Annotated in this window: 10 protein-coding genes; all 10 read right to left on the reverse strand. The window is 40.3% G+C overall.

Annotated features, from left to right (window positions below; genetic code table 11):
- Window positions 1-127: 127 nt before the first annotated feature.
- The gene (locus NON16_RS10650; RefSeq protein ID WP_257348975.1) at window positions 128-1,771 is read right to left on the reverse strand and encodes an alkaline phosphatase D family protein; all 1,644 of its coding nucleotides are present in this window, start codon (window positions 1,769-1,771) and stop codon (window positions 128-130) included.
- Between the two features lie 557 nt (window positions 1,772-2,328).
- Window positions 2,329-5,367, reverse strand: a complete 3,039-nt coding sequence (locus tag NON16_RS10655; protein WP_257348976.1) for an efflux RND transporter permease subunit — start codon at window positions 5,365-5,367, stop codon at window positions 2,329-2,331.
- A 557-nt stretch (window positions 5,368-5,924) separates the two neighbouring features.
- Entirely contained in the window at window positions 5,925-6,563 is a 639-nt protein-coding gene (locus NON16_RS10660) for a hypothetical protein (RefSeq protein ID WP_257348977.1), read from the reverse strand.
- The gene (locus tag NON16_RS10665; RefSeq protein WP_257348978.1) at window positions 6,560-7,027 is read right to left on the reverse strand and encodes a TipAS antibiotic-recognition domain-containing protein; all 468 of its coding nucleotides are present in this window, start codon (window positions 7,025-7,027) and stop codon (window positions 6,560-6,562) included. Before NON16_RS10665 ends, NON16_RS10660 begins: the two co-directional genes overlap by 4 nt.
- The gene (locus NON16_RS10670) at window positions 6,999-7,313 is read right to left on the reverse strand and encodes a MerR family transcriptional regulator (protein WP_257348979.1); all 315 of its coding nucleotides are present in this window, start codon (window positions 7,311-7,313) and stop codon (window positions 6,999-7,001) included. The genes NON16_RS10665 and NON16_RS10670 overlap by 29 nt, the downstream gene beginning before the upstream one ends.
- Before the next feature lie 356 nt (window positions 7,314-7,669).
- Entirely contained in the window at window positions 7,670-8,821 is a 1,152-nt protein-coding gene (locus NON16_RS10675) for a Gfo/Idh/MocA family protein (protein ID WP_257348980.1), read from the reverse strand.
- 3 nt (window positions 8,822-8,824) lie between these two features.
- Complete coding sequence (locus NON16_RS10680; protein ID WP_257348982.1) at window positions 8,825-9,826, reverse strand: formylglycine-generating enzyme family protein; 1,002 nt, start codon at window positions 9,824-9,826, stop codon at window positions 8,825-8,827.
- A gap of 161 nt (window positions 9,827-9,987) precedes the next feature.
- Window positions 9,988-10,920 carry an ROK family protein gene (locus tag NON16_RS10685; RefSeq protein ID WP_257348984.1) on the reverse strand — a complete coding sequence of 311 codons (933 nt, stop codon included), beginning with the start codon at window positions 10,918-10,920 and terminating at the stop codon, window positions 9,988-9,990.
- Window positions 10,921-10,958: 38 nt separating this feature from the next.
- The gene (locus NON16_RS10690; RefSeq protein ID WP_257348986.1) at window positions 10,959-11,990 is read right to left on the reverse strand and encodes an SIS domain-containing protein; all 1,032 of its coding nucleotides are present in this window, start codon (window positions 11,988-11,990) and stop codon (window positions 10,959-10,961) included.
- 517 nt (window positions 11,991-12,507) lie between these two features.
- Window positions 12,508-13,443, reverse strand: a complete 936-nt coding sequence (gene pfkB, locus NON16_RS10695) for a 1-phosphofructokinase (RefSeq protein ID WP_257348987.1) — start codon at window positions 13,441-13,443, stop codon at window positions 12,508-12,510.
- Window position 13,444 lies beyond the last annotated feature (1 nt).

Genomic DNA, 13,444 nt, shown 5'->3' on the forward strand with positions numbered 1-13,444 from the left:
GATGGAGTTTTTCTCGACAGATTTAGACCATGTGTGACAACGACATACTCCTTTTAATCACGACAAAAGAGAGATAAGCTTGAACTCATCTCTCCGCGTAATTTTTACTATTCAATTTCGGTGTTATTTAAGTCGTCACAAGCGCATCATAAATCTTCTTAAGTCCAGGGTTGTTATGTTCAACTTCTAACGATGCTCTCGTTGAAATCGGCGCATCCGGACGAGTTACATATGGAAGGACACGGAAATCAGCCTGTAATTTTTCTGGAGTTACGGTGCACTTAACATACCCGCGTTGATTGTTAAAGAACTTAATATGAGGATTTTCCTCAAGTATTTTATCCGTATTTTTCCTCACATCTGATCCATCCCGACCTGAAGTGATTGATGTAGCAACAAGTTCAACACCGAGCGTCTTCGAGTTCGGGTCATTAAAATCTGATTTTATATCGTTTGCCCAGTTAGAATGAACATCTCCTGTAAGTACGACAAGATTGGGAATATCCTGTTCACTGACAAAGTTCAAAACACGTTCACGTGCTGCAGGATAACCGTCCCATGCATCCATACTTACACGTTTTTCACCAGGATCAAAATCATAATCACGTTGTGCGAAAAACACTTGCTGGCCCAATACGTTCCATCTTGCTTGTGAATTTTTCAAACTGGCAAAAAGCCACCGCTCTTGTTCGTCTCCAAGTAATGTTCGGTTTGGATTGTTCGATTCCTCATTCGGAGCGTCCCAACCATCATTGTTTGCTTGGTCATCACGGTATTGTCGAGTGTCTAAAATGTTGAAGTTAACCAAGTTTCCATACTCAAATTTCCGATACAATTGTATAGATGATCCATTCGGCATCGAGGAACGTCGTAAGGGCATATGCTCATAATAAGCTTGGAATGCATCAGCACGACGTTTAATGAACGGTTCGACCGGCTGACCATTTTGAGGGATTTCGCCCGCCCAGTTGTTCTCAACTTCATGATCATCCAAAACGACAACCCAAGGGAATTTAGCATGTGCTTCTCTTAAATCCCCATCACTTCGATATTGCGCATAGCGATTCCGATAATCATCAAGTGTTGTGATTTCAGGGCCAATGTGACTGCGCACACTTCCTTCTGTTTCGCCATCTTCATAAATATAGTCACCAAGATGAAGGACTAAATCCAAATCCTCTCCGGCCATTCGCTTATATGCTGTGTAGTATCCTGATTCATAATGCTGGCAGGAAGCGACGGCAAAGCTCATTTTTGAAACATCTGCCCCAAACGCTGGTAACGTTTTTGTCCGACCAATGGGACTCATTTCGTTGCCAACTTTGAACCGATAAAAATACCTCTCATTTGGTTGTAATCCGTTTACCTCAACATGAACGGAGTGACCAAGTGCCGCACGAGCAAACTCAACACCGTGCTGAACGACATCGCGGAATCCTTCATCTCGAGCAACTTCCCATCTCACCGGTACATCATGATTCTTCTTCATACCCCCACCATTCAAAGGATCAGGCGCTAATCGAGTCCATAGAACGACCCCATCAGGAAGTGGGTCCCCAGAGGCAATTCCAAGCGTAAATGGATATTCCTTGAACTTCGGAGCCGCGTCAACAGGATTTGCATTTAGTGAACTTGCTATTGTGGCACCCAGTGATAGCATCGCAAACTTGCTAGTAGCAGCAAGAAATTTCTTCCGATTCATTTTACTTGAATAATGCTTTTCCAAGTCAAAGAGTTCTCCCATTTCCTTCGAAAAATGATCTTTTTTCATTGTTCATTCTCCTTTACTTTTCATGATTTTTAAGATACTTGGTTTCCTGTCAGAAAATCTTATATAATGAAAGCTTTTGTAAAACGATGTCTTCAGTATAAAAGTACAGTATTAAAGAAAAGTAATGCTCATATTAAGGATTGTAAAAATGTAGTCCCAGAATAAGATGGATCGGATCAATTTTCTTAATAAAAATTCATAAGTTGAACGTAATTCAGGAGAAAAAACAAAATTATTTGTAAGAGAGTTGTTATTTTGGAGGATTTACTAAGACTTCAGAGCCACTATAATTGTCAACTCATTATTAACTGCAACAATTGAAACACTGAACCCGATATTTCGGTCACGAACTGAAATATATCGGTCAGGGATTCTGTTATTTCGGTCACGAACTGAAATATATCGGTTAGGGATTCTGTTATTTCGGTCACGTATAGTAATAAAGTCCTCCTTACCAGCCACATAATAAGTATTTTTCAAATGTTTTCGAATAGAAAAAGGCGAACCCGACACCTGCTTGTATCGGATCCACCCTTATTCATGCTTGTATCATTAACCTAAATGCCTTTACCCTCTTGTAAGATGACCGTGTCTGCTTTTCTTTGTCTTTTCGATTTTCTAAAATAAAGTAATTCATAGATACACGGAATAACGATAAGGGTTAGTAAGGTAGAAACTGCTAATCCACCAATAACGACGATTGCTAAGCTTTGTGAAACGAGGCTTCCTGTCTCTGCCTCTTTAAATAAGAGTGGAAGCATCGCACAGATTGTTGCGATTGCAGTCATGAGGATCGGACGTAATCTTGTCGCCGACGCTTCGATAATCGCATCCCGGATGATCATTTTCTGTTCATTTTGCTTTACTCGATCTAAAAGGACAATCGCATTTGTCACAACGATACCAATTAGCATCAAGGCGCCTAATAGTGCTGTAACATCAACTGAAATCCCACTAATCACAAGTCCCAACACTGCGCCGATTGCTGCAAACGGTAAGGAGAACAGAATCGCGATAGGTGCCTTGATTGACTTAAACGTGATTACCATGATCAGGAACACAATCCCTATCGAAACCAGCATTGTAAGGAATAAGTCGGAGAAATCATCGGCCTGTTGAGCACTTGCTCCACCGACAAATACCTCTACTCCTTCAGGCAATTCTATTCCTTCATTATCCTTCTTGTCTCCGAATATTTTAATGTTCACTTTACCAGCAACCTCTGACAATTTGGCAGGATTAACGGTTGCTGTTACTCGAAGATAAGGCTCTCCATCCTTATGGAATTGGTTCGTTGAACGGTCTTCACTCTGTAGGGTAGCCACGTCAGAAACCGGGGCCATTCCTGATTCAGTCATGATCGAAATCTTCTTAAGATCGTCCGGTGTCTTTGGATTTAGGACCGGTTCAAGAAATACTGGAGTTTGAGTTCCATTCAGTGTCATTTCTCCAATAGGTGTCTGGTTGAGCATGACACGAAGCTGCTGAGCGATTTGTTCGGAGTTTCCTTTAGTCGGATCAACCACTAAGGAATAAACTGTTTTCTTTTCATCGAGATTCGTGGAAACTTCTTCAACCCCGTCTATCCCTTTGATTTCTTCCTTAATATTGTTCGCGGACTGTTCAAGCTCCGTCAGATCATCCCCAACAACGTCTACAGTGATATTCGTCTTTCCTGAACCCATCATGAACGAGGAAGCTGTCGACTTTAACTTAGCACCACTATAATTGTCCTCTAGTTCCTCAATTTTGTCTAAAAGGGCATCTATATTATCCTTGTCTTTCAATAGGATGCTGAAAGAGGCTTCCGTCGGTGAAGCGACCACCCCATATTGTGCTGCTTCTACTGAGGTTCCTAATTGCAAATAGACATGTTCAACCTCTTCCATTCCCTGAATCGTTTCTTCTAGTTCAATCGCTTTTGACTTCACTTCTTCAAAAGGCTCATCATTCGGATACGTTAATGTAACTCCTACATAGTCAGCAGTAGAATTATCGACGGCTCCTTTAGGCATTGCAAAGTAAACACCAATAGATCCAATAAACAGGAATAAGGCTATCGTCAGTACAACCCATTTATGGTTTAAGGACCAACTGACCATTTTTGTAAAACGCTTAGCTGGCCGATGCTCTGAAACCTTTGTGTTTTTCAACAAACCAGCACTCATTAACGGGACGACTGTCAACGCTACAATTAAAGAAGCTAGTAACGAATAAGTTACTGTTAGGGCAAACGGCAGAAGAAATTCCTGAAGTCCTCCATTCAATAAGCTTACTGGTAAGAAAACAGCCACAGTTGTTAAGGTAGAGGCAGTAATCGCCATGCCCATTTCCTTCGTAGCGTCGATCACCATCGGAACAGAAAACTTCTCCTGCTGCATCTTTCTGAATATATTTTCAATAACAATGATACTATCATCAACAAGACGCCCGATCGCTACAGCTACGCCACCAAGTGTTAAGATATTCAATGTTACTCCGGACAAAGATAACAAGAATACCGTGATGCATAGTGATAATGGTATCGACACGATTGTAATGAAAGTCGAACGGAGGTTCCGCAAGAAAAGCATGATTACAATCGTTGCGAAAAGTGCGCCAAGAAGGACCTCTGTTACCATTGACGACACAGAAGTCTGTACCATCTCAGCAGTGGACAAGTAAATAGTTGACTCCTGATTATCGTACGTTTCGTTGATTTTCTTTGTAACCTTTTCAACTTCTTTGCTTATTGTGACAGCATTGGATTCGCTATCTTTTATAATGCTCAAGTCGATGCTCTCTTTACCATTAAAACGACTGATAATGTTATTGTTCTTTGCTTCTTCAATCTCTGAGATATCACCGAGCGTGACATCAGGGGCGACATTCAACCCCTTTAATTTCTCAATACTCGATAAATCTCCGATGACTTTAATGTTACTTGTCTTCCCATCAATAACCTCTTCCCCGATTGCTTGTGAGGTATTTTGACCTTTAATAACCTGCATAACACTCTGGAATGGAATTTGATGTTGTTCCAGCTTATCATTATTGACTTTAACCGTTACGACTGAATCTGATATTCCGAATGTCTCTACATTAGATACTCCTTCAATATCCTTATACAAGGGCTCTAATTCTTCTTTCACTAAAGATAGGTTGTCAGCGGTTAATCCGTCCTGAAACGTTACAGCAACAAATGAGATCGGAATCATCGAAGTGTTAAGCTGTGTTACAGAAGGTTTTGAGACATTTTGGGGCAATTGTATGTTATCTAGCTCTTCCTGCACATCTTGTTTTGCTTTTTCCATATCATATCCAGGTTCAAAGAACAGATCTACTTTTGTAAAACCGTCTCCTGTAGTGGAGTAGACATCGCTCTTTCCTTTAACACCTGCGACAGCTCTCTCAATCGGATATGTAACTTCATTTTCCATCGTTTTCGAATCAGTACCCTGACCTAAAGCGACAATCGTTACCTGTGGATTATCTGCTGCAGGTAAGAATTCCATCGGTAGTTTAAAATAACTGACTACACCGATAAGTAAAATAAAGATCGTCAGCAATGAAACGGCAGGCTTATTTTTAAAAGACCAGTTAGTAAATAAATACAAAGAAATTACCTCCTTTTTTGGTGAAAATATACTTTTTACACCATTTTGAATATTACCTCAATTATCCAATTTTGAACATCCTTTTTTCATTAAATTCACAAGTTATTAACAATTACCCTCTCCTTTACCCTTCTTAATTTCAATATATCGAGTGAACCTTAATTCCAGATTCAGCAAACCTTAATTATTCCTTAAATTTTTATAATTGTTTAATAATGGAATGCGTTTCCGTAAAAAGAAGCATTGCCTATTTCCAATGCTTCCGACATTTATTTTTCGGTTTAAGTGGGTGTTTAAAAAGGAGGATAAAAAGAGCCGGAATTTCTGAAGTTCAACTAAAACCGTCAAGTCCTGTGACAACTGCAGTACTAGCGCGTCGTTGCACGTGGGAAATTTGACAGCTACATATGAAGTTCGACTAAATACATCACATCCTGAGATAATTTAGGAAGATCAATTAAATACGTTACGTCCTGTAACAACATTGATCTGATTCACTTCCTGTGAACCCAACTGACTCACGTCCTGCGAGCCTCCGGACTTTTTGAACAACCTCTTTAAGTTTTTTCTCGTCTTGGAAAGACAACATAGGATAGGGTAATGATCCCATCAATCAAGAGAACCAACGTCCAAATACCTGTGACCCTCGCTGCAACTGGATCTTCAAATAACCCATGTTCGACCAAGTTTTCAATTGTACCTTCCAGTCCTCCGCTTGATTCCAACAGATAACTCACATCCTTCATTTCAATCGTGAAAGCGAGAATCGTAATGACGATCGTATACAGGAGCAGATGGAGCCCAAATTCTTTAAGTTGTTTGAGCGCATGCTTCATTCCATATAACCTCTCCGGTAAATCTTCCTTCGTTAACGGTTCACCCTTCCACTGTTTTACTTTTCTTTTTATAAAACGGTCGATCTTTTTGAAATCGTTCTTTCCAAATGTCAAAGCATATAAAAGGAATGCTGTAATGATAATTTGGAAGTTATCGAAATTACCAGTCTGTGTATAATCTAGTATGCCAATAAATAAAAGCCAAAGATCACTTGCCAGCCAAATAAAAATCAGGTATTTCCCGAGCCTTTCCAAACCAAATACGTATCGAACGACTAAAAAACCGATAATACTCACCCAAAATATAATTTCACCAGCTATGAAGAAAGCCCATTTATATTCCAAAATGAAGTCTGTCAATTTTCAAAACCTCTTTTCCTGTCATGGATTTCAAATGCCCTATCCAAAAATTCGAGCAGGTCTTCACCTAATGGATACCAACCCATATCCATGGAGAGTTCAGGTGATTTACGAACTTCCCATATACGATTGTGGATTTCTGGATCGTCACCAAAAAGCCCTTCCACTTTCTCTGTCATACGTTCAACAATTGCTTGAACCTCATCTGAGGCAGGATCTTTATGAGTCAGTGTTTGAGCCTTAATAAACAAATCGATCCACTCTTGATTGTCCGAATCAGTCTTGTTTAAGTTAGGCATTTTTTCATCAATTTCATCACTTTTACTTTCAAACCACTTTTTCTCTAGAGTCTTGATCTTTTCGTGATTATTCTGCGTATTCTGAATCAATTTAAAAATGACGTACCAATTAATTTCCCCTTCAATGGTATAGGCATTAATCAAACCTGTAATATCCTTTTCCATCCTTTTCAGCTTTTCTTGTTCCTCTTGAACGTAAGCAAGCTGGTTTTTTTAAATAACTCATTACATCAACCCGATTATTTTCTAACAGACTCTGAATCTCCTTAAGTTGAAATCCCATTTGCTTTAGAAACTGAATTTGCTGCAGCCTTAACACGTCCTCATTCGAATATAATCGATGTCCACCTTCTGTTTTTCCAGATGGTTTAAGTAATTGGATCGAATCGTAATATCTTAAAGTTCTCGTAGTTACCTTCGTTTGCTTAGATAAATGTTGAATCGTAACCATGACTCTCCCCCCAAATCATATGTATGGTCTTAGTATATAAGTTAACGTAACGTCAATTTCAAGTGTTTTTTGTAAAAAATCGGAATGAGCTAAATGTAAGTAGATCACTTTTGATGGAGAAAAATTAAAATAGCAACCAAAAAAGTATTCTTTAGTAAACTCTCTCCACCGTAAGTAAACTACTTATGCTAAATGGAAAGCTCTGCATTCACGCAAAAAAGAACCTTCCTGTAGGAAAGGCTCACTTTTCGTCTAGTTATCAAAAAATAAAGAAAGAGTATAGAAAGTTTGCTGCACGATGTAATAGACAGCTTCAGCGTACAGCTAGATCACTTCATTCTATCTGGATTACAAGTTTAAACAACAGTGTTAGAAGGCGTTGGACTTACATGAACAACCTTACCTCCAGAACGAATCGATTCTGTAGCTGCACACCCTGCTGCTACACTCATTCTTCCAGCTAGAGGAGTCGTTAACGGTTCTTTATCATAGAGAACTAAATTGACGAAATCCTTACAAATATTCGGATCTGCTCCACCGTGTGTTCCTTGTGCTTTCTTTATGTCATAAGTCATGTCTGAATATTCCCGCCATGAATTGGAACGCCTTGTATAAACATGAACTTTTCCATCAAGCTCTGAATTTTCCATTCTACCCTCTGTTCCGATAAAGGTGTAATTCCGTTGATAGTCTGGTGTAAAATGGCATTGTAAATAGGATGCCTTTATACCGCCCTCAAGTTCCATAATGACGACATTATTATCTTCCACGTCAATCTCTTCACGAAATGCACATTCGATTAACGTTCCTGGACTAGCTTCTGTACATGTATCTTTTTCATCACACGTTGGACAAGTGAGGTCGTTCGATTTATCCCCGCCAAAAAAGTCTAGTCCTCCGAATGCGGATACTTTTTTCGTGTATGCTCCTGAAATCCAATGGATGATATCAATGTCATGCGATCCCTTTTGCAGAAGTAAGGAAGTTGTATTTTCAGACTTACCATGCCAGTCATGATAATAATAATAACCCCCGAGTCCAACAAAGTGCCGAACCCAGACCGCTTTTATATCCCCAATTGCTCCTGAATCAACAATTCCTTTCATCGTTCTGTACATATTCATGTAGCGCATATTAAATCCAACCATCAGATGTTTCCCCGACTTTTCTTTTGCTTGTAAAATTCGGTCACACCCCTCAACAGTAATTGCTAAAGGCTTTTCACAATACACATGTTTGCCGGATTTTAGCGCTGCTACCGCATGCTCTTCATGAAGGTAATCAGGGGAAGTAACTGCGATCGCATCAATATCATCTCTTTTTAATAAATCCTTATAATCCTGAGTGACAAATGCATCTTGGTTTATTTTTTCTTTAAACGTTTCTAGGCGCTCTGTTGATATATCCGCTGCTGCAACGACGATAGACTCTCCGTTAGGATCATGCCAGTATTTTGCGATTCCGCTTCTTAATCCTGCACCAATCAAGCCAATGCGTACCTGTTTCATATGTTAAATCTCCTCCTTTAATACTTCTTTATTATAAATATCAGCAACGCATCGGAATCCAGAATTCCCTGTTGAACTATCGATCGTGTTCGAGGAACGCGCAGCAACCCGATAGCGATTACAGTACGATTGATGGCACAAGTAAGATCCGCCTCGAATCACTTTAGCAGAACCATGCGAAGGTCCCCTAGGATTATCGATAGGCGCGTTTAAATGATGACTTAGGCTGAACCAATCTGAGCACCATTCCCACACGTTACCCGACACATTGTATAGACCGTATCCATTGGGAGAATAGGACTTGGCTGGTGCTGTACTCATATATCCATCCGCCCCAGTATTTTCTGTTGGAAACTGTCCCTGCCAAATGTTACATTGATGCTTTCCTTTATATTTCAGCTTATTGCCCCATGGATATTTCCTTTGGGATAAGCCTCCTCGTGCAGCGTACTCCCATTCTGCCTCTGTTGGGAGACGCTTGCCTGACCATTTACAAAAAGCAATCGCATCATTCCACGAAACATGAACGACGGGATGATCCAACTTTTGGTCAATCGTTGAATCAGGGCCTTCAGGATATTTCCAGCTCGCTCCTTTAACAACAAGCCACCACGGCGTCTCCTGTACCCATTGTGTAACTTGATTTTTCACATTTTCAGATAAAAGTGAATGAAAAACAAACGACCATTCAAAACGTTCAGCATCCGTGACATATCCTGTTTCTTTTACAAATTCACTAAATTGCAGGTTGGTTACTGAACACGCATCGATATAAAAAGGTTTCAGTTTCACTTTACGAACAGGACCTTCACCGTCGTCGGGGAAGCCTTCTGCATCATCCGTTCCCATTAGAAACTCTCCACCGGGTAGAGCGATCATGCCCTCATAAAGATGAAGATTTTCTTGGGCTGGTTCAATCGTAGCAGCAGGCTGACCACTCGTTTCAGTTAAAGACCTGTTCGTCGATCTCCTTGGTGTACAACAAGTTTTGTTGGACTGACTCATGATAATAAAATCCCACCCTACTATGTGAATTCCATGATATTAGCGCTCGGACTTTTATGTTTGGCGCTCAAGACCTAATGTTCAGTGCTTTCCCCGCTTTGTCCAGCACAATCCACTTCGCCCGGGCTACTAGACACGCGGGTTCCATCTAGTAGCTCACATCAATTGACTTCATCAAACACGCGATATCCAGCGCCAATTAGCCCGACATCTCCCTTTAATTGACTTAAATATAACCGGTCTAATGCGTCCATCTGTTCAGGAATCAATAAAGTTTGTAATTCTTCTTTTATTGGATCCATCAAGCCTGGATTATGGCTGATAACGCCGCCACCTAGGACAACCTTATGTGGATCTAAAAGACAAATTATTGATTGAACCCCCCTGGAAAGGTTTCGGATAACGCCGTTCATGACTTCAACTGCATATGGATCATTGCTCCAATAATCTTCAATCACCTTTTTCGTTGACATGGATTCTGCAGATTTTCCAGCATCCTTAAGCTTTTCAATCATTCTATTTTTGATTGCGACACCTGACGCTACAGCTTCTAAGCAACCATTATTTTGATAGTTTCCTTGGAGCCCTTCATCCGTTACGACCGAGAGACCGAGTTCACCAGCAAATCCTGCTCCTCTCAAGAATTCACCTTTATGAATGATACTGCAAGAAATTCCTGTACTGATCGTCAAATAGACGAATGTCTCGTTCTTTTCTTTTCCATATTGGGACCACTCACCGAATGCGGCCATATATACATCATTATCCAGAACAACATTATCGATAGAATAATAGCCTTTAACACGTTCTACAATCGGAAAGTTACGCCAAGGGAGATTATTTTGTAAAACGGCAACCCCTTGTTCTTGGTTGATTTTCCCTGGAACACCGAGCCCAATTCCCATCAATTTGTGTACTGATTCGCCTGAAGTCTTCAATACTTGATCAATACTACGAACGACTTGTCGGAACATTCCTTCTTTATCTTCGGTCACACTGGGAAGCTCATTTCGGAAGAGGACGCTTCCATTTTCGCAGATGAGGGCGGCCGCAATTTTAGTACCCCCTATATCAACCCCAAGAGCATAGACCATATAGCACCTTCCTTAACAACTATTAAAATGAGTATCCTCTAAATTGAGATTTTCACAACCTGATTCAAATTGCGTGGTTGGTCTGGATTCAAACCTATACTTAGTGCACGATAGTAAGCGAGCATTTGCATATGAGGCATCATCAATACACCTCTGACCTCATCTGATAACGTTGTATTTAAGTTAATAACCTTATCAGCAAAGTCGGTTTCAGGAAGATCCCCAATTGCGACAGTATACCCTCCATAGCTTTGAATATCCTTTATGAGTGTTCGATCGAATTTTTCAATTTTCTTTGTTGCGAACAACACAACGGCTGTTTTATCATCCACCACTGAAATCGGGCCGTGCCGGAATTCTAGATTCGAGTAGCTCTCACACTCCGTTTGTGTCATCTCCTTTAATTTTAAAGTGGATTCCTTCGCTAGACCATTGTAAATTCCGGTTCCTAAAAATATAAAACGTTTCAAACTCGTTTTATCCGCAAGATCTTTCATTTCATCGACTTGCTCAAGTACCTTAGGCATTACAGAAGGCACTTTACTCAATTCTTCTAAGAGCTTTTCATTACCTGCTACTTTTGCAGCAAAGAGCTGGATGGCGTACAACATATTCGTGAATGATTGCGTCATTACTACACTTTTTTCTTTAATATGGTCTAAATTGATGCTGTAGTTGACGAGCTGTGCCATATCCGAATCTTGGTAGCACGTTACAGCAAACGTACGAATTTTCGTATCATCCTCAATGGATTTAATCGCTTTAATAATTTCGGATGTTGTACCTGAGCGTGAGATTGTAAATAAGTTGTACTTCTTACTTGGAGTGAAAACCTGTTTTTTATTTAAAAAGATTTCAGAGGCCGGGACTGCAATTGCTGTAATTCCTGTTACTTCTTGAAAAAAACGGGCTGCTGAAATTGCGAGGTAGAAAGACGTTCCACATCCAGAAAATACATAGGTTGTATCCTCCGAATCCGTTGGAACTTCCTTATTTAGCACAAGGTTTAACGTTTTGGCTAAGGCGCCTGACTGTGTCGTAATTTCATTGTACGTATGCGTATCTGTCATTTTCACCACTCCATTCAATCTTTCCTTTTAAAGGATGTTCAAAGTGTATCCAAGAGCCCATGTACCTGCGTCTAAAAGTTAATCCTAGGATGTAAGCTTCCTCGGTACAACTCGTAGATTTTATGCAAGTACCGCTCGTTGATAAACGGCGAATTTCTGCGTTACTCGGCTTTTCCGGACTTGCACACGGACCTCAACACAAAAATCTAAAACCATTTTTGTGTCTGCGATGATTATTCAGTGTAGCTTTCCTTATGCTGACTTCGACGTTTTCACAGGACGTGAAGCAGTTAGTCAAAGTTCCATATGTACCTGCGTCTACTAGCTTACCTTTGAAGTTTGCTTCCTCGGTACAACTCGTAGCTTATATGCAAGTACCGCTCGTCGCTCCGGTCCTCAAAGCTGTCGTGCCTTGGGCTCACACGATGTGAGTCAGTTCGACGTTGTTACAGGAAGTAACGTATTTAGTCGAACTTCCTATAAGAAATTCTGATTCGTCTACTTTTTGAACACGTACTTAAATTAACTTCTCCACAGTTACTTGACCCTTCAATTTCTCAAAGTTTTCAAGAGTCATCATTCCTGCTTTACTTTCCAATGCATTCGCAGATCCTGCAGCTGTCGCCAATTTCATCATTTGTACTGGGTCCATTTCTTGATGAATTCCTGCTGTCATACCTGCCACAAACGCATCACCACTTCCAACTGGATTAATTGCCTGAATCGATGGTGGGATAACCTTGTAGCACGTTCCATAATGTGAAAGAATAGCTCCATTACTTCCCATTGAGACAACAACCAACGGGATCCCTTTAGATTCACTCCAGTCTTGGAGAGTATTAACAATCGCTTGTTCCGAGACTGTTTTCATTTGTAAAAGTGCAGCAAATTCTTCGAGATTCGGCTTAACCATATAAGGTTTTGCTCTGATTACATGCTCAAGTGCTTCCCCACTCGTATCGACAATTGCTTTCGCACCCTTCTCTTGAATAATGTCTATGCATTCGACATAAGCATTGCTCTTCATACCTTGTGGCAAACTTCCTGACAATGTGACAACTTTACTTTTCGCAGAAAGCTTAGCGAGTTCCGTTTTAAACGCTGCCCAATCTTCTGGCGAGATGTTTGGTCCTTGCTCTAGGAGCTCTGTCTGACTGTTATTCCTATCGTCTATAATGTTTAAACAGCATCTCGATTCGCCATTGACTGTAATAAAGTGATGCTTTATTGCTATATCATCAAGCATCTTTTTAATAGACAGGCCGTTGTACCCGCCTAGGAATCCAGTTGTCATCAATGGAAGTTGCAATATTTTGACTATTTTTGCTACATTAATACCTTTACCACCTGGGTCCTGAGCCATAGATGCTACCCGATTCACTTTATTCAAGGAAAAAGATGGGATGTAATATGTTTTGTCAATTGCTGCATTCAATGTAACCGTCGTAATCATC

This window comes from Pseudalkalibacillus decolorationis (assembly GCF_024609785.1).
Taxonomy (GTDB): Bacteria; Bacillota; Bacilli; order Bacillales; family Fictibacillaceae; genus Pseudalkalibacillus; species Pseudalkalibacillus decolorationis.

Bases quoted from the DNA above. Each gene is read 5' to 3' on its own strand.
- NON16_RS10680 (WP_257348982.1), bottom strand. From the start codon at position 9,826: ATGAGTCAGTCCAACAAAACTTGTTGTACACCAAGGAGATCGACGAAC.
- NON16_RS10685 (WP_257348984.1), bottom strand. From the start codon at position 10,920: ATGGTCTATGCTCTTGGGGTTGATATAGGGGGTACTAAAATTGCGGCC.
- NON16_RS10650 (WP_257348975.1), bottom strand. From the start codon at position 1,771: ATGAAAAAAGATCATTTTTCGAAGGAAATGGGAGAACTCTTTGACTTG.
- NON16_RS10670 (WP_257348979.1), bottom strand. From the start codon at position 7,313: ATGGTTACGATTCAACATTTATCTAAGCAAACGAAGGTAACTACGAGA.
- pfkB (WP_257348987.1), bottom strand. From the start codon at position 13,443: ATGATTACGACGGTTACATTGAATGCAGCAATTGACAAAACATATTAC.
- NON16_RS10690 (WP_257348986.1), bottom strand. From the start codon at position 11,990: ATGACAGATACGCATACGTACAATGAAATTACGACACAGTCAGGCGCC.
- NON16_RS10665 (WP_257348978.1), bottom strand. From the start codon at position 7,027: ATGGAAAAGGATATTACAGGTTTGATTAATGCCTATACCATTGAAGGG.
- NON16_RS10675 (WP_257348980.1), bottom strand. From the start codon at position 8,821: ATGAAACAGGTACGCATTGGCTTGATTGGTGCAGGATTAAGAAGCGGA.